The 20,813-nt window shown below is 64.4% G+C and carries 19 protein-coding genes; 7 read left to right on the plus strand and 12 right to left on the minus strand.

Features of this window, described 5'->3' with window-relative positions; all coding sequences use genetic code 11:
• Nucleotides 1–44: 44 nt before the first annotated feature.
• The 4 genes from fdhF to LB520_RS13945 all read right to left on the minus strand — a co-directional run bounded on the left by fdhF (nt 45) and on the right by LB520_RS13945 (nt 6,092).
• Entirely contained in the window at nt 45–2,957 is a 2,913-nt protein-coding gene (gene fdhF / locus LB520_RS13930) for a formate dehydrogenase subunit alpha (protein WP_224637870.1), read from the minus strand.
• 10 nt (nt 2,958–2,967) lie between these two features.
• Complete coding sequence (locus LB520_RS13935; RefSeq protein ID WP_224637871.1) at nt 2,968–4,524, minus strand: formate dehydrogenase beta subunit; 1,557 nt, start codon at nt 4,522–4,524, stop codon at nt 2,968–2,970.
• Entirely contained in the window at nt 4,521–5,000 is a 480-nt protein-coding gene (locus LB520_RS13940) for a formate dehydrogenase subunit gamma (protein ID WP_095766057.1), read from the minus strand. Before LB520_RS13940 ends, LB520_RS13935 begins: the two co-directional genes overlap by 4 nt.
• Before the next feature lie 192 nt (nt 5,001–5,192).
• Nucleotides 5,193–6,092: a LysR family transcriptional regulator gene (locus tag LB520_RS13945; protein WP_095766056.1), complete on the minus strand. Its 900-nt coding sequence runs from the start codon at nt 6,090–6,092 to the stop codon at nt 5,193–5,195.
• 159 nt (nt 6,093–6,251) lie between these two features.
• On the opposite strand from LB520_RS13945, the gene LB520_RS13950 reads away from it, so the two are divergent.
• The gene (locus tag LB520_RS13950) at nt 6,252–6,893 is read left to right on the plus strand and encodes a DUF47 domain-containing protein (RefSeq protein ID WP_224637872.1); all 642 of its coding nucleotides are present in this window, start codon (nt 6,252–6,254) and stop codon (nt 6,891–6,893) included.
• Nucleotides 6,894–6,896: 3 nt separating this feature from the next.
• Nucleotides 6,897–7,901 (plus strand): inorganic phosphate transporter, encoded by a 1,005-nt coding sequence (locus LB520_RS13955; RefSeq protein ID WP_095766055.1) that lies wholly within the window; start codon nt 6,897–6,899, stop codon nt 7,899–7,901.
• Nucleotides 7,902–7,930: 29 nt separating this feature from the next.
• Here LB520_RS13955 and LB520_RS13960 read toward each other — a convergent pair whose 3' ends face one another.
• A complete protein-coding gene (locus LB520_RS13960) occupies nt 7,931–8,308 on the minus strand; it encodes a VOC family protein (RefSeq protein WP_224637873.1) in 378 nt (125 codons plus the stop codon).
• A gap of 207 nt (nt 8,309–8,515) precedes the next feature.
• On the opposite strand from LB520_RS13960, the gene LB520_RS13965 reads away from it, so the two are divergent.
• Nucleotides 8,516–9,703 (plus strand): Mrp/NBP35 family ATP-binding protein, encoded by a 1,188-nt coding sequence (locus tag LB520_RS13965; RefSeq protein WP_224637968.1) that lies wholly within the window; start codon nt 8,516–8,518, stop codon nt 9,701–9,703.
• Nucleotides 9,704–9,721: 18 nt separating this feature from the next.
• On the opposite strand, the gene LB520_RS13970 is transcribed toward LB520_RS13965, so the two are convergent.
• Nucleotides 9,722–10,171: an SRPBCC family protein gene (locus LB520_RS13970; RefSeq protein ID WP_224603147.1), complete on the minus strand. Its 450-nt coding sequence runs from the start codon at nt 10,169–10,171 to the stop codon at nt 9,722–9,724.
• 150 nt (nt 10,172–10,321) lie between these two features.
• On the opposite strand from LB520_RS13970, the gene LB520_RS13975 reads away from it, so the two are divergent.
• Both LB520_RS13975 and LB520_RS13980 read left to right on the plus strand, forming a co-directional pair.
• Complete coding sequence (locus LB520_RS13975; protein WP_224637874.1) at nt 10,322–12,127, plus strand: IlvD/Edd family dehydratase; 1,806 nt, start codon at nt 10,322–10,324, stop codon at nt 12,125–12,127.
• 131 nt (nt 12,128–12,258) lie between these two features.
• On the plus strand, nt 12,259–12,657 hold the full coding sequence (locus tag LB520_RS13980; RefSeq protein WP_224629904.1) for a hypothetical protein: 399 nt from the start codon (nt 12,259–12,261) through the stop codon (nt 12,655–12,657).
• Between the two features lie 176 nt (nt 12,658–12,833).
• Here LB520_RS13980 and LB520_RS13985 read toward each other — a convergent pair whose 3' ends face one another.
• From LB520_RS13985 to LB520_RS13995, 3 genes are all read right to left on the minus strand, one after another.
• Entirely contained in the window at nt 12,834–14,423 is a 1,590-nt protein-coding gene (locus tag LB520_RS13985) for a trimethylamine methyltransferase family protein (RefSeq protein WP_095766050.1), read from the minus strand.
• 221 nt (nt 14,424–14,644) lie between these two features.
• A complete protein-coding gene (locus LB520_RS13990; RefSeq protein WP_224545164.1) occupies nt 14,645–16,138 on the minus strand; it encodes a PLP-dependent aminotransferase family protein in 1,494 nt (497 codons plus the stop codon).
• A gap of 104 nt (nt 16,139–16,242) precedes the next feature.
• Nucleotides 16,243–16,392 (minus strand): hypothetical protein, encoded by a 150-nt coding sequence (locus LB520_RS13995; protein ID WP_224637875.1) that lies wholly within the window; start codon nt 16,390–16,392, stop codon nt 16,243–16,245.
• 198 nt (nt 16,393–16,590) lie between these two features.
• Between LB520_RS13995 and pgi the strand changes: the two genes are divergently transcribed.
• Both pgi and LB520_RS14005 read left to right on the plus strand, forming a co-directional pair.
• Nucleotides 16,591–18,234: a glucose-6-phosphate isomerase gene (pgi, locus tag LB520_RS14000; protein ID WP_224637876.1), complete on the plus strand. Its 1,644-nt coding sequence runs from the start codon at nt 16,591–16,593 to the stop codon at nt 18,232–18,234.
• 6 nt (nt 18,235–18,240) lie between these two features.
• Nucleotides 18,241–18,966 (plus strand): HAD family hydrolase, encoded by a 726-nt coding sequence (locus tag LB520_RS14005; RefSeq protein ID WP_140724452.1) that lies wholly within the window; start codon nt 18,241–18,243, stop codon nt 18,964–18,966.
• 26 nt (nt 18,967–18,992) lie between these two features.
• Here the strand turns inward: LB520_RS14005 and LB520_RS14010 are convergent, their stop codons facing one another.
• From LB520_RS14010 to LB520_RS14020, 3 genes are read right to left on the minus strand one after another with little or no spacing between them, the layout of a single operon-like run.
• Complete coding sequence (locus LB520_RS14010) at nt 18,993–19,547, minus strand: CGNR zinc finger domain-containing protein (RefSeq protein ID WP_224637877.1); 555 nt, start codon at nt 19,545–19,547, stop codon at nt 18,993–18,995.
• A gap of 12 nt (nt 19,548–19,559) precedes the next feature.
• Nucleotides 19,560–20,456: a DMT family transporter gene (locus LB520_RS14015; protein WP_224637878.1), complete on the minus strand. Its 897-nt coding sequence runs from the start codon at nt 20,454–20,456 to the stop codon at nt 19,560–19,562.
• A 10-nt stretch (nt 20,457–20,466) separates the two neighbouring features.
• Nucleotides 20,467–20,793: an antibiotic biosynthesis monooxygenase family protein gene (locus tag LB520_RS14020; RefSeq protein ID WP_224637879.1), complete on the minus strand. Its 327-nt coding sequence runs from the start codon at nt 20,791–20,793 to the stop codon at nt 20,467–20,469.
• Between the last annotated feature and the right edge of the window lie 20 nt (nt 20,794–20,813).

Below are 20,813 nucleotides of genomic sequence, written 5' to 3' on the forward strand. Positions count from 1 at the left end.
AGGGTCGATCAGCCGTCAAGATTGAAGCTCTTGCCTCGACACACCTACTCCGCCGCCTGCAGCGGGGCGATGCGCCGGCTCTGCTTGGCCTGCTCGTTATAGTCCTTCTGCCAATCGGTCGGACCGTTGGACGGCGCCACCTGCACGGCGGTGACCTTGTATTCCGGACAGTTGGTCGCCCAGTCCGAGAAGTCGGTCGTGATGACGTTGGCCTGCGTGTCCGGGTGGTGGAAGGTCGTGTAGACGACACCGGGCGAGACGCGGTCGGTGATCAGCGCGCGCAGCGTGGTTTCGCCGGAGCGGCTCGCCAGCCGCACCCAGTCGCCGTCGCGGAGGCCGCGAACCTCGGCGTCGTGCGGATGGATCTCCAGCCGGTCCTCGGCATGCCACGTGACGTTTTCGGTGCGCCTGGTCTGCGCGCCGACATTATACTGCGACAGGATCCGTCCGGTGGTGAGCAGCAGCGGATAGCGCGGACCGGTCCGCTCGTCCGTCGCCACATATTCGGTGCGGATGAACTTGCCCTTGCCGCGCACGAAGCCGTCGACATGCATGATCGGCGTGCCGAGCGGCGCCTTCTCGTTGCACGGCCACTGCACCGAGCCGACGCGGTCAAGCAGCTCGAACGAGACGCCGGCGAAGCTCGGCGTCGTCTGGGCGATCTCGTCCATGATCTGCGAGGGATGGGTATAGTTCCAGTCGAGCCCGATGGCGCGGGCAAGCTCCTGCGTCGCTTCCCAGTCGGCATAGCGCGCCTTCGGTTCAATGACCTTGCGCACCATATTGATGCGGCGCTCGGCATTGGTGAAGGTGCCGTCCTTCTCGAGGAAGGTCGAACCCGGCAGGAAGACGTGCGCGTAGTTCGCCGTCTCGTTGAGGAAGAGGTCGTGCACGACCACGCATTCCATCGCGGCGAGGCCGCCGGCGACATGCTTGGTGTCCGGATCGGACTGCAGGATGTCCTCGCCCTGGATGTAGATGCCCTTGAACGAACCGTCGACGGCGGCGTCCAGCATGTTGGGGATGCGCAGGCCCGGCTCATCGTCCAGCTTCACGCCCCACAGGCTCTCATAGATGTCGCGCACCGCTTCGCCCGAGATGTGGCGGTAGCCCGGCAATTCATGCGGGAACGAGCCCATGTCGCAGGAGCCCTGCACGTTGTTCTGGCCGCGCAGCGGGTTCACGCCGACGCCCGGACGGCCGATATTGCCCGTGGCCATGGCGAGGTTGGCGATGGCGATCACCGTGGTGGAGCCCTGGCTGTGCTCCGTCACGCCGAGGCCGTAATAGATCGCGCCATTGCCGCCCTTGGCATACATGCGCGCGGCACCCCGGATCAGTTCCGGATCGACGCCCGAGAGCTTGCCGACGGTTTCGGGACTGTTTTCCGGCAGGGCGACGAAGGACGCCCAGTCCTGGAACTCGGCCCAGTCGCAGCGCTCGCGGATGAAGGCCTCGTCGAACAGGCCTTCGGTGACGATGACATGTGCCAGCGCCGTCAGCACCGCCACGTTGGTGCCAGGCTTCAAGGGCAGGTGGTAGTCGGCTTCGATATGCGCCGACTTGACCATTTCGGTGCGGCGCGGATCGAGCACGATCAGCTTGGCGCCCTGGCGCAGCCGCTTCTTCAGCCGCGAGGCGAAGACGGGATGGGCGGAAGCCGGATTGGCGCCGATGATGACGGCGACATCGGTGAACTCGACCGAATCGAAATCCTGCGTGCCGGCCGATGTGCCGTAGGTCTGGCCGAGCCCGTAGCCGGTCGGCGAGTGGCAGACGCGCGCGCAGGTGTCGACGTTGTTGTTGCGGAAGCCCTGCCGCACCAGCTTCTGGACGAGATAGGTCTCCTCATTCGTGCAGCGCGAGGACGTGATGCCGCCGATTGCCGTGCGTCCATACTGATACTGGATGCGGCGGAATTCCTTCGCCGTATGGGCGATCGCCTCTTCCCAGGTCACTTCGCGCCACGGATCGGTGATCTTCTCGCGGACCATCGGCGACAGGATGCGGTCCTTGTGCGTGGCATAGCCATAGGCGAAACGGCCCTTGACGCAGCTATGGCCGTGGTTCGCCTTGCCGTCCTTGTAGGGCATCATGCGGATGACCTCGTCATCCTTGACCTCGGCCTTGAACGAGCAGCCGACGCCGCAATAGGCGCAGGTGGTGACGGCCGAGCGCTCCGGCATGCCCTTCTCGAGCACGGTCTTCTCGCGCAGCGCGTCGGTCGGGCAGGCCTGCACGCAGGCGCCGCAGGACACGCATTCGGAAGCGATGAAGTCCTCATGCATGCCGGCGACCATGCGCGATTCGAAGCCGCGGCCCTCGATGGTCAGCGCGAAGGTGCCCTGCACCTCCTCGCAGGCGCGCACGCAGCGCGAGCAGACGATGCACTGTGCCGGATCATAGGTGAAATAGGGGTTGGATTCGTCGCGGGCGATGTAATCGACCGCCAACGAGCCATGGCCGGGCGCGACGCCGCTTTCTTCCTTAACGTGGTTGCGGCCCTCGACACCATAGCGGTTCTCGGTGAGGCCGACCGACTTCGCCACCGCGTCGAACTCGCTGGCGCCGGTTCCGGCCTTTTCGTTCCAGCCCATCGGGTGGTCGGAGACATAGAGTTCCATGACGCCGCGGCGAATGGCGTCGAGCCGGTCGGACTGCGTGCGCACCACCATGCCTTCGCCGACCGGGGTCGTGCAAGAGGCCGGCGTGCCGCCGCGTCCTTCGATCTCGACCAGGCAGACGCGGCAGGAGCCGAAGGAGTCCAGCATATCGGTAGCGCAGAGCTTCGGGATCTCGACGCCGCCTTCCATGGCCGCGCGCATGATCGAGGTGCCTTCCGGCACGGTGATGCTTTGCCCGTCGACAGTCAGGGTCACCTGCTTCGTAGCTTTCGACTCCGGCGTGCCGTAGTCGATTTCTTCGATGAGTGTCGGGAAGTCGGCCTTGATGTTCATCTGCCAGCTCCTATTCAGCCGCCACGCGCGCCGGCGCGGGCTTGAAATCCTCGGGGAAATGCGTGATCGAGCTCATCACCGGGTAGGGCGTGAAGCCGCCCAGCGCGCAAAGCGATCCGAACTTCATCGTGTTGCAGAGGTCGGTGACCAGAGCGAGGTTCTTTTCCGCCTCGATGCCGGCGGCGACCTTGTCCAGAACCTCCACGCCGCGCGTCGAGCCGATGCGGCAGGGCGTGCACTTGCCGCAGCTTTCGATGGCGCAGAACTCCATGGCGAAGCGCGCCTGCTTCAGCATGTCGGCGGTGTCGTCGAACACGGTGATGCCGGCATGGCCGATCAGCCCGTCGCGCTTGGCGAATTCCTCGTAGTCGAACGGCGTGTCGAACAAAGCCCGCGGGAAATAGGCGCCGAGCGGACCGCCGACCTGCACCGCCTTCACCGGACGCCCAGTGGACGTGCCGCCGCCGATGTCGTCGACGATCTCGCCCAGCGTCAGACCGAAAGCCGTCTCGAACAGGCCGCCATGCTTGACGTTGCCGGCGATCTGGATCGGGATCGTGCCGCGCGAGCGGCCCATGCCGAAATCCTTGTAGCAGGCAGCGCCCTTGTCCATGATTACAGGCACCGAGGCCAGGCTGATCACGTTGTTGATCACCGTCGGCTTGCCGAACAAGCCTTGGATCGCGGGCAGCGGCGGCTTGGCGCGCACCACGCCGCGCTTGCCTTCGAGGCTGTTCAAGAGCGAGGTTTCCTCGCCGCATACATAGGCGCCGGCGCCGACGCGGATTTCCATGTCGAAGGCGTTGGGTGAGCCCAGCACGTTGACGCCCAGCACGCCCGCCTTGCGGGCGATAGCGACGGCCTTGTTCATCGTCGCCACCGCATGCGGATATTCCGAGCGGATATAGACGAAGCCCTTGGTCGCGCCGGTGGCGATGCCGGCGATCGCCATGCCTTCGATCAGCACGAAGGGATCGCCTTCCATGATCATGCGGTCGGCGAAAGTGGCGCTGTCGCCTTCGTCAGCGTTGCAGACGATGTATTTTTGCGCGCCCGCCGTATCCAGCACCGTCTTCCACTTGATGCCGGTCGGGAAGCCGGCGCCGCCGCGGCCGCGCAGGCCGGATTCGGTCACCTGTTTCACGATGTCCGCGGGCGCCATCGCCACTGCATTCTGCAGGCCGTTCAGGCCGCCATGCGATTTGTAGCTGTCGAGTGACAGCGGATCGATGATGCCGCAGCGCGCGAAGGTCAGCCGCGTCTGCTTGGCGAAGAAGGGGATCTTGTCGGGGGAGCCCAGCCAGCGCTTGTGATGGCCGCCCTTGAGGAAGCCGCTGTCGAACAGGCTCTTGACGTCGGACGGTTTGACCGGCCCGTAGGCGACGCGGCCCTCAGCCGTCGCCACCTCGACCATCGGCTCCAGGAAATAGGCGCCGCGCGAGCCGTTGCGTACGATCTTGGCTTCGACGCCGCGCTCCTTGAGCTCCTTCTCGATCGCCTTGGCGACCTTTTCGGCACCAAGCGCCAGCGCGCCGGAATCTGCCGGGACATAGATGCGCGGGATCATGAACGTACCTCCGCGACGATCTCTTCGATCTTCTCGTCATCGAGCCGACCGATGACTTCGCCGTCGAGCATCGCCGACGGCGAGCAGGCGCAAAGCCCGAGGCAATAGACCGGCTCCAGTGTAACCGATCCGTCGCGCGTGGTCTCGTGGAAATCGATGCCCAGCAACTGCTTGATCTTGGCCGCGACGGCGTCCGAGCCCATCGATTGGCAGGCTTCCGCCTGGCAGAGCTTCAGCACGTGCCGCCCGGCGGGCTTGGCGCGGAAATCGTGATAGAAGCTGACCACGCCGTGCACCTCGGCCCGCGACAGGTTCAGCCCATCGGCGATCACCGGCAGCGCATCCTTCGGAACGTGGCCGAACTCTTCCTGTATGCTGTGCAGGATCGGCAGCAACGGGCCTTCGAGGCCCTTCATCTCGTCAATGATCGCCGCCGTGCGCGACGCGATCTCGGTACTTGCGGCCTGCATGCTCACGCAGCGCCCTCCCTGGTCGTGGCGGCCAATGTATGTCACCCCAGCATATAGAGCGGTTTCGGGGCAACGACATGCATAGGGCGCAATATCGCTAAGTCCTTACGAAATCAGAGGAAACCTCCGAAATCAATAAAGCGCTTTCGTCGTTCGATAGAAATTTTCTATCAAGATCGGCGGCTCGCATTGTCTAACCTAGCGGTGGGCGCGGAAATCGTCCGCCAGCGCCATCGCCTCTCCCAGAAGCGCCTGCACCAGCGGCGTGTGCGGCTCGCGCGGCGCCGCCACCAGCCCGACCGTGTGGCTGGCGTCCGGCTCGACGATCGGGATCGCCCGGATGGGCTCGGAAAAGCCGAACGTTTCCGCAAGGTTGAGCGGCATGATCGATGACCATTTGCCTGTGCGGATATGCGAGAACAGCACGATCATCGAATTCGATTCCAGCGTCGGCCGCACCTGCACGCCGGCTTCTGCCAGATGCTGGTCGATGATGCGCCGGTTCTGCATATCCGGCGTCAGCAGACAGAGCGGCAGCTGGCTGATCTCGGCCCACGACACTTTGTCGCGGTCGGAATAGGGGTTCCCGACCGCCGTGATCAGCTGATAGCGCTCGTCATAGAGCGGCACGCTGGTCACGCGCCCGAGCGGCTCGTTGTCGAGATAGGTGATGCCGGCATCGACATCGAAATTGCCGAGCAGCGACAAGACTTCGATCGATGTCCGCGACAGCACCGAGAAGGTGACGCCCGGATGTTTTTCGCGGAATGGCGTCGTCAGCCGCGCCACCATGGCGAGCGCCGTCGGGATCGCGGCGATGCGGATGCGCCCGGACAGGCCGTGGCGCGCCGCCCGCATCTCCTCGCGCATCGTGCGGGAGTCGCCGACGATGCGGCGCGCCCAGCCCAGCACCTGCGTGCCCTCCGGCGTCAGGCCCTGGAAGCGCGAGCCGCGCAGCACCAGCATGACGCCGAGCTGTTCCTCGAGCTGCTTGATGCCGGCCGACAAGGTCGGCTGGGTGACGCCGCACACCTCCGCGGCCCGGCCGAAATGCTCCTCCTTGGCGAGAGCGATGAAGAATTCCAGTTTGTCGATCATGCCGTCCGATCCGCCGCGGTTTGCCCAAGGGTCGGGGAAATCGCCCTGCTTCGCAAGACGCATGCGCAATCGGCCGCGTCCACATTTTTGAGCCGGCTATCTGTTTTCCCGCGCTGCGCGTGGCGTTATGTGAGATAGGTGGAAGCAGGGAGGGACGACATGCTGGGTTGGTTTCGCAAGCTGTTGCCGCGCGAGGATCGCTTCTTCGACCTGTTCGAGCGGCATTCGCGCACCGTGGTCGGCGGCGCCGAAGCCCTTGAGCAGCTTCTCCAGGGCAAGGACATCGACCGCTGGTGCCAAAAAATCATCGATCTCGAGAACGAGGCTGACGGCATCACCGCCGAGGTCCTGCTTGCCGTCAGGCGCTCCTTCATCACACCCTTCGACCGCGGCGACATCAAGGATCTGATCCAGTCGATGGATGACGCCATCGACATGATGCACAAGACCGTCAAGACGGTGAAACTGTTCGAAGTGAGGGAATTCGATCCGCTGATGCGGGAAATGGGCGGCGTCATCGTCCAGGCCGCCCGGTTGATCGCCGAGGCGATCCCGCTGCTCGGCAAGGTGGGCGCCAACGCAGCGCGCCTCAACGCCATCGCCGAGGAGGTCATGCGCGTCGAGGGCCGCGCCGACGATCTGCATGAGCATGGCCTGAAGGATCTGTTCAAGCGTCACGGCCGCAGCGACGCCATGGCCTATCTGATCGGTTCGGAGATTTATGGCCAGCTGGAAAAGGTGGTCGACCGTTTCGAGGATGTCGCCAACGAGATTAGCGGCATCGTCATCGAGAACGTTTAGGCGATGGACGCCACGATCGCCTTTCCCCTGCTGGTCGGCCTCGTTGCCGTGGCGCTGTTCTTCGATTTCCTCAACGGCCTGCACGATGCCGCCAACTCGATCGCGACCATCGTCTCCACCCGGGTGCTCAGGCCGCATTACGCGGTGCTGTGGGCGGCTTTCTTCAATTTCATCGCCTTCCTGTTCTTCGGCTTGCATGTCGCTGAGACGGTGGGAAAAGGCATCATCGACGCCAGCATCGTCACGCCGGCGGTGATTTTTGCCGCACTCGTCGGCGCCATCGTCTGGAATATCGTCACCTGGGTCGCCGGCATTCCGTCGAGCAGCTCGCACGCGCTGATCGGCGGGCTGGTTGGCGCCGGCGTCGCCAAGGCAGGCCTGGGCGCCATCGTTTGGTCGGGGCTCGGCAAGACTGTCGCGGCCATCGTGCTCTCACCCGCGACGGGTTTCGTGCTGGCGCTCGTCCTGATACTCATCGTCTCATGGCTGTTCGTGCGGCAGACGCCATTTGCTGTCGACAACAGCTTTCGCGTGCTGCAGTTCTTTTCCGCCTCGCTCTATTCGCTGGGACACGGCGGCAACGACGCGCAGAAGACCATGGGCATCATCGCCGTGCTGCTCTTTTCGCAAGGCGCGCTCGGCCCGACTTTCCATGTGCCGCTGTGGGTGGTGCTCACCTGCCAGTCGGCACTGGCGTTGGGCACGCTGCTCGGCGGCTGGCGCATCGTCCATACCATGGGATCGAAGATCACGCGGCTGAACCCGATGCAGGGTTTTTGCGCCGAGAGCGGGGGCGCCATTACGCTCTTCGCCGCCACCTGGCTCGGTGTCCCGGTTTCGACGACGCATACCATCACAGGCGCCATCATCGGCGTGGGTGCCGCCCGCCGCGTCTCCGCCGTGCGCTGGGGCATCGCCGGCAACATCGTCGTCGCCTGGGTGATCACCTTGCCAGCGACGGCGGCGATTTCGGCGTTGACCTATCTCGCCACAAGGCTGGCCGGATGACGGGTTCCGGCTCCGCCTGAGAGTGGGCGCTATTTGCTCACCAGGTTCAGGATGTTGCCGTCGGGATCCTTGAACCAGGCCACCTTCATGCCCGAGCCGACATGGATGTCGCTTTCAAGCGACAGGCCGGGCATATCATAGTGCTCGAAGGTGATGCCCTTCGACCGCAGCGATTTGACGATCGGCTCGATGCGGTCGCCGACCGCCCAGGTTGCGGCCGTCGCCTTGTTGGTGCCGGCGAATTGCGAGCGATAGACATTGAGGAGCGTGTCACCGCTTTTGTAGACGATTAGCTCGCCATCCATGTCGTCCACTTGGCTGAGGCCCAGCGTGCCCTCGTAGAACGCCCTTGCCTTGGCGATGTCCTTCACCGCGAGATTGGCTGTCACATTGCTGTTTTCAAGCATGACCGTCTTCCTTCCCCGGTTGTCGTGATGGCGATGGAGATAGCGCGGGCGCACCGTTTGGCTATGACCGGGCCCGAACCTGCGCCGCGGCCGTGGCCAAATCCGACACCATCCGTCGCTTTCCGGGGCACGCCAGGCGAGCCGTTGCGCCACGGCTTGGTTCCGCCGGCAAACTGCACTATCTGGAACGCCAAACGCCGAGGAAAGATCATGACCGTTACCAAGGAATCCGTCATCGAGCGCCTGAAGACGGTGAACGGGCCGGACTTCACCGGCAACATCGTCGATCTCGGCATGGTCTCCGAGATTTTCATCGCCGATTCCAAGGTCTTCTTCTCGATCACCGTGCCCGCCGCCCGCGCCCAGGAGCTGGAGCCGTTGCGTGCCGCCGCCGAGCGCGCGGTGAAGGCTATCCCTGGCGTCGCCAGCGCGGTCGTCGCGCTGACGGCGGAGAAGAAGGGCGGCGGCATGGAAGCGCCGGTTCCGCCGCGTCAACCTTCGCAGGCTGCACCGCAGCGGCCGACTCCGCAGCCGGCGCCGCAGCGCCCCGCGCCGCATGCGCCCGCCTCGCAGAGCCGTGGCAGGCGCGACGTGCCCGGCATCGACGCCATCATCGCCGTCGCCTCCGGCAAGGGCGGCGTCGGCAAGTCGACGACCGCCGTCAACCTGGCGCTCGGCCTTGCCGCCAACGGGCTGAAGGTCGGCGTGCTCGATGCCGATATCTACGGCCCTTCCATGCCCAGGCTGCTCAACATCCACGGCCGGCCGCAGACCGTCGACGGCAAGGTGCTGAAGCCGATGCAGAATTACGGCCTCAAGGTGATGTCGATGGGCTTCCTCGTCGATGAGGAGACGCCGATGATCTGGCGCGGCCCGATGGTGATGTCGGCGCTGACGCAAATGCTGCGCGAGGTCGAATGGGGTCCGCTCGACGTGCTGGTGGTCGACATGCCGCCCGGCACCGGCGATGCCCAACTCACCATGGCCCAGCAGGTGCCGCTCGCCGGCGCCGTCATCGTCTCGACGCCGCAGGATCTGGCGCTTATCGACGCCCGCAAGGGCCTCAACATGTTCAAGAAGGTCGACGTGCCGCTGCTCGGCATCGTCGAGAATATGAGCTACTTCCTCGCTCCCGACACCGGCAAGCGCTACGACATTTTCGGCCATGGCGGCGCGCGCCGCGAGGCCGAGCGCCTCGGCGTCACCTTCCTTGGTGAGGTGCCGCTTGAGATGGGCATCCGCGAAAGCTCGGATGCCGGCGCCCCGGTCGTCGCCTCCAAGCCGGAGGGCGCGGAGGCAAAGATCTACCGCGATATCGCCAGCAAGGTCTGGGAAAGGGTCCAGGAAGAGCGCGGCGCCGCTGACGGCGCCGTGCCGAGCATCGTGTTCGAATAACGCCCCTTCCTTTGAGGGTCAGGCGCCGACCTTCTCGCCGAACGTCGAGAAGAACTGCCCTGCCAATTTCTTCGATGTCGATTGGATCAGCCGGCTGCCGAGTTGCGCGATCTTGCCGCCGACCTCGGCCTTGGCGGCGTATTTGAGCACTGTCGAGTCTGCCCCGTCGGCGGTCAGCGTCACGTCGGCGCCGCCCTTGGCGAAACCGGCAACGCCGCCCTTGCCTTCGCCCTGGATGGTGTAGGAATGCGGTGGCTTGAGGTTTTTCAGCGTGACTTCGCCGTTGAAGGTCGCCTTGATCGGGCCGATCTTGAGCACCACGGTCGCAGCCATGGCGGTGTCCGAATTCTTCTCGAGGCTCTGGCAGCCGGGAATCGCCACCTTCAGGATCTCCGGGTCGTTCAGGGCTTCCCACACTTTCCCGATGGGTGCGGCGATCCGCTCCTCGCCTTCGATCACCAAAGCCATCAAGACCTCCCGCATTGCTGATGCCGGTTGGTCGTAGCGCGCGGCCCGAAACAAGTCTATCGCACCAAAGTCCGGGTTCCGGCAGCGTCTGCCTCTTGCCTGCATGGACGCATTGTCCTATCGATTTGTCATACAAATACGGAGACCACCATGGCAGGCGCCCCCACCAAGAAGAAGAAATTTCGCTCGCAGGAGTGGTTCGACAATCCCGACAATCCGGGCATGACGGCACTCTATCTCGAACGCTACCTCAATTACGGCCTGACTCGCGCCGAGTTGATGTCGGGCAAGCCGCTGATCGGCATCGCGCAGACTGGTTCCGACCTTTCGCCCTGCAACCGGCATCACCTGGAGCTTGCCAAGCGCGTGCGCGAGGGCATTGTCTCGATGGGCGGCATCCCCTTCGAGTTTCCCTGCCATCCGATCCAGGAGACCGGCAAGCGCCCCACCGCCGCGCTCGACCGCAATCTTGCCTATCTCAGCCTGGTCGAGGTGCTCTACGGCTACCCGCTCGACGGCGTCGTGCTGACCATCGGTTGCGACAAGACCACGCCGGCGCTGCTGATGGCGGCGGCCACCGTCAACATTCCGGCGATCGCGCTGTCGGTCGGCCCGATGCTCAATGGCTGGCACAAGGGCAAGCGCACCGGTTCCGGCACCATCGTCTGGGAATCGCGCCAGCGTCTATCTGCCGGCGAGATCAACTATGACGAGTTCATGGACATCGTCGCCTCCTCGGCACCGTCGACCGGCTATTGCAATACCATGGGCACCGCCACCACGATGAACTCGCTGGCCGAGGCGCTCGGCATGCAACTGCCGGGCTCTGCCGCCATTCCCGCGCCATACCGCGAGCGCGGGCAGATCGCCTACGAGACCGGCAAGCGCATCGTCGAGATGGTGCATGAGGATCTGAAGCCGTCCGACATCATGACCCGCGAGGCGTTCGAGAACGCCATCGTAGTCAACTCGGCCATCGGCGGTTCGACCAACGCGCCGATCCACCTCAACGCCATCGCCCGCCATCTCGGCGTGCCGCTCGACAATGACGACTGGCAGAAGATCGGCCTCGACATCCCGCTGCTGGTCAACCTGCAGCCGACGGGCGAGTATCTCGGCGAAGACTATCACCATGCCGGCGGCGTGCCGGCAGTCGTCGCCGAACTGATGAAGGGCGGCCTGCTGCCGCATCCCGATGCCGTCACCGCCAACGGCAGGTCGATGGGCGACAATTGCCGGGATGCCGTCAACGAGAATCACGACGTCATCCGCAGCGCCGACAAGCCGCTCAAGGCCAATGCCGGCTTCATCAACCTCAAGGGCAACCTGTTCGATTCCGCCATCATGAAGACCAGCGGCATCTCGCCCGAATTCCGTGAGCGCTACCTCTCCAACCCGAACGACCCGGAGGCCTTCGAGGGCAACGCCATGGTCTTCGACGGGCCGGAGGATTACCACGCCCGCATCGACGATCCGGCGCAGGGCATCGACGAGCACACGATCCTGTTCATGCGCGGCGCCGGTCCGGTCGGCTATCCGGGCGGCGCCGAGGTGGTCAACATGCAGCCGCCTGCCTACCTGATCAAGAAGGGCATTCACGCCCTTGCCTGCATCGGTGACGGCCGCCAGTCCGGCACGTCGGGCTCCCCGTCGATCCTCAATGCCTCGCCTGAAGCCGCGATCGGCGGCGGGCTGGCGCTGCTCAAGAGCGGCGACCGCGTCCGCATCGACCTGAAAAAGGCCACGGCCAATATCCTCGTCAGCGACGAGGAGATCGCCAAGCGGCGCGCCGCGCTGCAGGCCAATGGCGGCTATCATTATCCCCAACACCAGACGCCTTGGCAGGAGATCCAGCGCGGCATGGTCGACCAGTTCTCGGCCGGCATGGTGCTGAAACCGGCGGTGAAATACCAGGATGTCGCCCATACCAGCGGCGTGCCGCGCGACAATCACTAAGCCTATTTATTCGGCCGATCAAAAGGGGCGGCTTGCCGACGGCGAGCCGCCCTTTTCTGTTGCCCTTGTTTCATCTCCAAGGAACCCACAGATAAGCTCGACCTCGGCAGCTCACGAAGGGACAGATCATCGTGGCAAAACGGCGCTCTTCTCTCGGCTTTCTCGGCATGTTCGGCCGCTCCGGCGATCTGCGCCAGCTCGACGACGCGTTGCGTGCGGCCGACCTGCATCCGGCGCTGGTACCAGAGGGCGTGAAACTCACCATCGTCAACCTGATGAACGACCGCTGGCCCGATGAGCCGCCGGGGGACGCCTATGCATCCGTGGCGCAGCTCTGCGGCTATTGCGTCGCCGGACGCCATGTGTTCGAGCAGGCCAACGGCCGCGAGCCGACATTGCAGGTCGAGCGCCGCATCGAGGCGGCGCTGGAGACCGGCGACAGTTTCGACGCGCAGATCGTGCTGATGACGCTGCACGCCAAGCTGATCAACGCCGAGGTAGTCGAGCGCTACGGACTGAGTGTGGAATGAACCGCTGGATAGTATGCGTTGATATTCAGGTCAGGCCGAGTCGAAAACGGTGTCTTCCGAGAACCGGCCTACGCCGGCCGTAGCCTTAACTTCCGCGCCGCCGCCCATGAGTGCTTCGGCCGGCGAAGGCCGGAAGCGCAGGAAGGCATCGTTTGCAGGCCGGCCTCACCTGAATATTAGCCGCCCATCTTGCTGCGCGGCAATTTGATCATCTCGCCGAAGCGGGCGCGCAATTTGTCGTCCAGCAGGCGCGAGACGTGGCGCGGGAAGCGCTCGGCAAGCACGCGCTTCTTCTCCGCGATTGCCCGCGACAGGATGTCGGGCCGGCCCTTCTCGTTCCATTCCTTGGGCGAGAAACGGTCGCCGACGGCGGGATAGAAATATTCCGTCTGCATCAGCTTCAGCGTCTGATCGTTGCCGAGATAATGGCCGGGGCCCTTGAGGCAGACATCGGCGATGGTATCGATCGACAGCGCATCGTCGGTCACCTCGATGCCGCGCACGCAGCGCAGGCAATGTCCGAGCATATCGTTGTCGATGATCAGGCTTTCGAGGCAGAAGCCGAGCAGCGAGGCATGCATGCCGGCCGATTCATAGACCAGGTTCAGGCCGGACAAGCCCGCCATGACATTGGTGATGCCCTTCTCGTAGCCGGCCTGGATGTCAGGCAGCTTCGAGTCCGACATGCCGGCGGCCGAGCCCCCGGGCAGGTCATAATATTGCGCCATCTGGGCGCAGGCCGCGGTCAACACTGCTTGCTCCGCCGAGCCGCCGGACATGGCGCCGGTCCTAAGATCGGAGACGAACGGCCAAGTGCCGAAGATCGCCGGATGTCCAGGCTTGACGGCATTGACATAGACCAGGCCCATCAGCACTTCCGCGACCGCTTGCACGACGGCGCCGGCAATGGCGGCAGGTGCGGTGGCGCCGGCCTGGCCGGCCGACAGAAGCAGGATCGGAATGCCGCCTTCGACGCAGGCCTCCAACACTCCGCAGGCGTCCTCGGCGAACTTCATCGGCGGCACGACGAAGCAGTTCGAGTTCGACACGAACGGCCGCGCCCGGAAATTCTCCTCCCCGCCGGCGATCGCATAAAGCATTTCCAGCGCCGGCTTGACGTTCTCGCGCACGGTGAACGAGGTGCCGACATGCTTGGACGTCCCCATCACGCAGGCATAGAGCGTGTTGAAATCCATATCGAGCGGGTCGGGAATGTCGCGCGGCACCATGGTGCGCTGGAAGAAGTGGATGTTGTCCAGCCCATCGACGAGACGGGCAGCGTCGTAGAGGTCCTGCAGCAGCGATTCGCGATATTCGCGCTTCTCGACATCGACCAGATGCACCGCCGCGCCCGCAGTGCCGTAATGCACGCGTTTGCCCTGGATCAGCATGTCGTGCTTCGGATCCTGGCCATGGAGGGTGAAGTTGCGCGCCGCCTTTTTGATCGTGTCCAGCACCAAGGCGCGCGGCAGCCGAACGCGGCCGTCATCGCCATAGATGCCGCCGACCCGGGTCAGCGCCTCGATGCAGGACGGGATGGCATTGGCGAAGCCGACCGTTTCCAGCAGCGTCAGCACCGCTTCGTGGATGCGTTCGCGGTCATTCTGGCTCAATGGGCCATAGCTGCCGCCTTCAAGCCCCGGCCGCACCGGACGGATGTCGTCGGCCAAGGGCGCCGCCCGCATCGCGCGGCGCGCTTCGCGCCCGCCGGAACGCCGCGAACGCTGGTCCGACGACGATTCCTGCTTCTCGAGAGCCACTGACATGGAAGCACTCCACCTTTTGTCTTTTTCTGCGCGGCGAACGCGGCGGTTGGTCCACCATCGGCTGCCTCGTCCCCTTCTGGCTCCGACTATGCCGCCGGCATTGGCACAGCCTATGGGCCAAGCAATGCCGTCGAATATGCCAGAATGCTAAAGCGGCAAACATCCGCCCAAACAAAAAGAGCCGGCGCGGCGCCGGCTCTTTTTCAGGAGGTCTGTGGCCATCAGGCGGCCGCGGGCCTGCGTCCGGCGGCGGTGGCAAGTTCGCGGATGCCCGGCTCGATATGCTGCAGCGAGATCGAGGAGATGCCCAAGCGCATGAAACGAGAGGGCTTTTCGCTGCGATCGAAGAACCGGTCGCCGGGTTCGATGATGACGCTGCGCGACGCGGCGGCTTCGGCCAGGCCGCGTGAATCGGTACCACGCGGCCCTTCCAGCCAGAGCGATGTGCCGCCCGCCGAGTCGGTCGAGCGCCACTCTGGCAGGAAAGCGGAAATCGCATGGACCAGGCGCTTGCGCCGTTCGTCGAAGGCGGTGGAAAGCCTGCGCACCAGCGCCTCGTGATGGCCGAGCGACAGGAACAGCGCAACGGCGCGCTGGTTGTTCGCCGGCGGGTGCCTGAGCATGAAGCGGCGCAGTGCGCGAAGCTCGGCGATCAGCCCGGCCGAGGCCACGATGTAGCCAAGCCTGAGACCCGGAGCCAGCGTCTTCGACATCGAGCCGACATAGATCACGCGGCCGGAACGATCGAGGCTCTTCAGCGCCTGCTGCGGCGCCTCATCGAGCAACTGGCTGTCATAGCCGTCCTCGATGATAATCTGGTTGTTGCGGTTGGCGCGTGCCAGGAGATCCTGCCGCCGCTCCGCCGCCAACGGCACCATGGTCGGGCAGTGGTGGCTGGGCGTGACGAAGACGAAGCCGGAATCGCTGGGGATCGCCGAGGTCACGATGCCGGACTGGTCGACCGGAACCGGCTGGATATCGGCGCCGGCCAGCCGGAAGATCGAGCGGGCGTCGGGATAGCCCGGGTCTTCCATGGCCACCTTCGAGCCCTTGGTCATTAGCAGCGACGCAAGCATGTAAAGCGCGTTCTGCGCGCCCAGGGTCACGATGATCTCGTCCGGATTGGCGAAGATACCGCGCCGCGGCAGAAGCCTGGCCTGGATCTGTTCGATCAGCAGCGGATCGTCGCGATCCACCATGTCGGACGCCCAGTTGCGGATCTCCAGCACCGCCAGCGCCATGCGGTTGCACTCGCGCCATTCGGCGGTCGGAAACAGCGCCGGATCGAACTGGCCGTAGACGAACGGATAGGAGGACTTGATCCAGTTGTCGTGCTTGGCCGGCGGCGGCATGTCGCTCGCGGCGATCTGCCGGCGCGCCTTCCAGTCGATCTCATTCTGCTGGTCGGGCGCCTTCTGGTGTGGCTTGGCGGGGGTGGCCAGCACGTCCGGATTAACGAAATGGCCGCGTCGCTCGCGCGCCACCAGGAAGCCCTGGTCGACCAACTGCTGGAAGGCGAGCACCACCGTGCCGCGCGCAACCCCGAGTTTTTCCGCAAGAATTCGGCACGACGGCAACGGCATCGAGGCGGCGATCTGTCGGTCGAGGATGGCCGCGACGATCGCCTGGCGGATCTGCGCCTGGAGAGTTTGGCCGGATTCAGCCGAAATCCGGAAAAGGCCGGACCATATGGCCGTGTCATTGCGCTGTGGCATGGGAAATCTTCCTCGGGCGGCCAGCTGTTTTCACTTGGCTGGACCAGTGGAGTGTATGGGTGGCATAAGGGGTTGCGCCAATCAATTTTTCTGATCGCTGGGATTTATGCCAGTGATCTATCAAGCGCGACGCGAAGCGTCGTCGCCGCGCGTTCAGGCGCGATGCGCAGCATCGTCGCCCCCGCGATGCGCAGCATCAAAGCGCGATGCGCAGCATCGTCGCGGCACTGTTCCAAGGCGCGATGCGACAGCATCGTCGCCCTCCGCCCAGCGCCCCGCCGCGAATTCCCCCACCTCACCATCCAACACCGCCTCACATCAAAGCGTGAATGCGGTGCGGCAAAGCCGCGCTTGAACGAAATGGAAATCGGCTCGATAGAATGACGCGCCGACACGCGCCGGAAACATCCGGCCTGTTAAAATGGTCTAAAAAACCCGCCAGGAGCCCGCCAGTGGATCAGTCAGCCTTCGACAAGCAGGTCACCGCTCTGCGTGAGCAGCGTGCGGCGGCCAGGGGCACAATGCGCGAGGCCTTCGCCGCCGATCCCAAGCGCTTCGAGACATTCTCCGCCACCGATGGCGACCTTCTGCTCGACTGGTCGAAATGCGCCGTCGACGCAAATACGATGACGATGCTGGAAAAGCTCGCCGCCGCCGCCGATCTCGCGGGGCGCCGCGCCGCCATGTTCGAGGGCAAGAAGATCAACATCACCGAGAACCGCGCTGTGCTGCACACCGCGCTGCGCAACCTGACCGGCAAGAGCGTGATCGTCGACGGCCAGGACACCAAGGCCGATGTGATCGCCGTGCTCGACGCCATGGGCGCCTTCGCCGACGCCATCCGTTCCGGCAAGGCGGCCGGCGCCACCGGCAAGAAGATCACCGACATCGTCAACATCGGCATCGGCGGCTCGGACCTCGGCCCGGCGATGGTGACGCTGGCGCTCGCGCCCTATCATGACGGACCGCGCGCGCATTACGTCTCCAATGTCGACGGCGCCCATATCCATGACACGCTAAAGGGTCTGTCTGCTGAGACGACTTTGTTCATCATCGCCTCCAAGACCTTCACCACGGTCGAGACGATGACGAATGCGCAGACGGCGCGCGATTGGGTTCAGAAGGCGTTGGGCAAGGAAGCGGTCGGCAAGCATTTCGCCGCCGTCTCGACCGCCCTCGACCTGGTGGCGAAGTTCGGCATCGAGCAGGACCGTGTCTTCGGCTTCTGGGACTGGGTCGGCGGCCGCTATTCCGTCTGGAGCGCCATCGGCCTGCCGGTGATGATTTCCGTCGGCCCCCGCAATTTCCGCGCCTTCCTCGACGGCGCGCATGAGATGGACGAGCATTTCCGCTCGGCGCCGATGCAAAAGAACCTTCCGGTGCTTCTGGGGCTGATCGGCTGGTGGCATCGCGTCGTCTGCAAATATCCGGCCCGCGCCGTCATCCCTTACGACCAGCGCCTGTCGCGCCTGCCGGCCTATCTGCAGCAGCTCGACATGGAATCGAACGGCAAGAGCGTCACGCTGGACGGCACTGCGGTCGCCACGCCGACCGGCCCGCTGGTCTGGGGCGAGCCCGGCACCAACGGCCAGCATGCCTTCTTCCAGCTCCTGCATCAGGGCACCGACTTTATCCCGGTCGAATTCCTCGCCGCCGCCGTCGGTCACGAGCCCGAATTGAAACACCAGCATGATCTTTTGCTCGCCAACTGCCTGGCGCAGTCGGAGGCCCTCATGAAGGGGCGCACGCTGGAAGAGGCGCGCGCGCAGATGCTGGCCAAGGGCATGAAGCCGGCCGACGTCGACCGCATCGCGCCGCACCGCGTCTTCTCGGGCGATCGCCCCTCGCTGACCATTCTCTACAGAAAGCTCGACCCGCGCACGCTAGGCCGGCTCATCGCGCTTTACGAGCACCGCGTCTTCGTCGAAGGCACACTGTTCAACATCAATTCCTTCGACCAATGGGGCGTCGAGCTCGGCAAGGAACTGGCGACAGGCCTGCTGCCTGTCGTGGAAGGCAAGGAGACTGCCGCAAAACGCGACGCCTCGACTGCCGGGCTGGTGGGACATATCCACCAATTGCGTGGCGCGGAGTAAACGGGATTGGCGGATATCAAGGGAATATTGTTCGACAAGGACGGCACGCTTGTCGACTTCAACGCAACCTGGCTCGGCGTCGCCGACTTCATGGCGATGGATGCCGCCGAGGGCGATCGCTGGAAAGCCGATCGGTTGCTCGCCGCTGCCGGCTTCGACTTCGTCACGAAACGCTTCAAGCCGGATTCGATCTTCGCCTCCGGCTCGAACATGGACGTCGTCGAGCTCTGGTTCCCGCGTCTGTCCGAGGAGGACCAGATGCACGCCGTTTCCCGCTTCAACGAGATCACTTCGGCGCAAGGTTCGGCCATGGCGGTCGCGCTGCCGGGCGTCGTCGACTCGTTGCGGGCCTTGCACAAACGATCCTATCGCATGGGCGTCGCCACCAACGATTCGACCAGCGGCGCCGAAAAGACGCTGGCCACGCTGGGCATCGCGCAGCTCTTCGATGCCGCCTTCGGCTATGACGCTGTTGCCAACTCCAAGCCGGCGCCCGACACGGTCGTCGCTTTCTGCGACCTGACCGGGTTGAAGCCGGGCGAGATCGCCATGGTCGGCGACAACCGCCATGACCTGGAGATGGCGCGCGCCGGCGGCTGCGGCCTGGCGGTGGGCGTGCTCTCCGGCACCGGCACGCGCGACTCGCTGGCGCCGATGGCGGACGTCGTTCTGGACTCGGTCGCCGACCTGCCGGATTTTCTGACTGCGCGGGTGAACGTGCCGGCGGGTTAGATCGGGCGCCGTCCCAGGAAGACGCCTCAATCAGCCATTCTCCGATGCGACTGCTTCTTGGCCCGATTGCCGCAGCTGTTCATCTCGCACCACCGTCGCGAACCGTTCTTCGTGCGATCTATGAAAAGCCAGCGGCAGTCGTGGGGCGGGCATTGTTTGAGACGCGACAGTTCGTCGCCGCGAAGCAGGTCGAGAGCCGACCACGCGATTGCCCCGGTGATGCGATTGGCGCCTCGGAAATGCAACGACACCGGCGATCCAGCGAGCGCGGCGGTTCTGAGCGCTTCGGCCGCGTATTTTCTGATGGTATCGAGCGCGGCAGCGGGAGGTTCGTCGCCGTGAGCTATTGCCGCGCCGGCGTCGTTTACGGCGCGGCGAAGGGCGAGAACGTCTTTGACCAAAGCTTTGTGGTTGGCCGAAGGAAGGGCGAAATCGTCGTCGATCAGGCCCGTTTGCCTTGACCACGCCAGGATGTCCGCCGCCGTCGCGAGATGGTCGATTTCCCGGTCGGTGCCGCGCCGACTGATGGTGTTGGCGAGGTCAAGGGCCAGGTTGCCGGCGATGCGATGGGGAAATGACATCGGCGACGGCTTTCATTTCCTCGCTGCGTTGGGGAGGTCGCGCCCAAACAACGCCAATCCTGCGGCTACCAACAACAGCGCGGCGCCGCCGATCTCGGCCGCTCCGACCTTTTCGCCGAACAGCCAAACGCCTACGGCCAGTGCAACGATGGGCGAGATGAAGGCATAGAGCCCGGCGCGGGCGGTGCCCCATTGTTCAAGCAGGCGCAGATAGATCGTGTAGGCTACGATGGTTCCGAGGAGGGAGAGGAACAACAGGCTTGCCGCAGCCGGAGCGACGTCGATCGTTCCTGGCAGCGTCGCCGAAACCTCGCCCAAAAGGAATGAGACGACGATCAGCGCCGCGCCACCGAGAATGGCGTGGATCGTGGTGAGCGTCAGGGGCTTGATCGGGCCGATCAGCGGCCGCGCAATAACGCTCCCCGCGCAATAGCACGCCGTGCCGGCCACGATAGCGGCAAGGCCCAATCCGTTTCCGGATTCCTGCTCGACAAGGCGCGTCCAGAAGAGGCCAAGGAGACCCGTGCAGCCGAGCGCCAGCGCCAGGCCGTGGCGCCAGGTGGGCCGCTCTTCTCCGAGCAGGACTGCCAAGCCAAACAGAAGCACCGGAACCAGCGCGAGATTGACCAAGCCGGATAGGCCGGAGGGGACCGTTTGCATGCCCCAGAACAGCAGTCCGTAGGTTCCGGCATTCGTCAGCAGGGCCGATATGATGACTCGCATCGACCGGCCTTCCGCGAATGCCGATAAGGCTCCATGTGTCCAAAATGCCAGGATTCCCGCAGTCAGCAGATAGCGCAGCCCCGCCAGAAGAATCGGGGGGACGCCCGCATCCAGGCCGATCTTGACTGCCGCCCAGGTCAGCCCCCAGATCAGTGCCATGAGGCCGAACAGGGCGAAATTGCTCATGACGGCAACGTCAGCGCAGATCCTGGTCGTCGACGAGGATGCGATGGATCTCGATGCGCTCGGGCAGTTCGATCAGAAATTCGGCGTCGCGGTCCAGATGGTGGACTTTGATCGGATCGCCCTTGGTGAAAGCGGTCATCGCCTCGATATCGGGCCAGTAGGAGATGGTCGTGAACCAGGTCTCATCTTCCCGGTCCTCGCGAAAGAGCTGGACGCCGAGCGCAACCTGCTGAAGCGGAGGAATGCCCTCTGCCTTCAGATAAGGTTCGTAGTTGTTCGCGACGTCGCGACGGGTGCGGCCGCGCCAGATGCGTGCGATGGTTGGTTTCGTCGCCATGTTCGTCTCCTTGGGTTCTG

This window comes from Mesorhizobium sp. CA12 (genome assembly GCF_020165255.1).
Classification (GTDB): Bacteria; Pseudomonadota; Alphaproteobacteria; order Rhizobiales; family Rhizobiaceae; genus Mesorhizobium.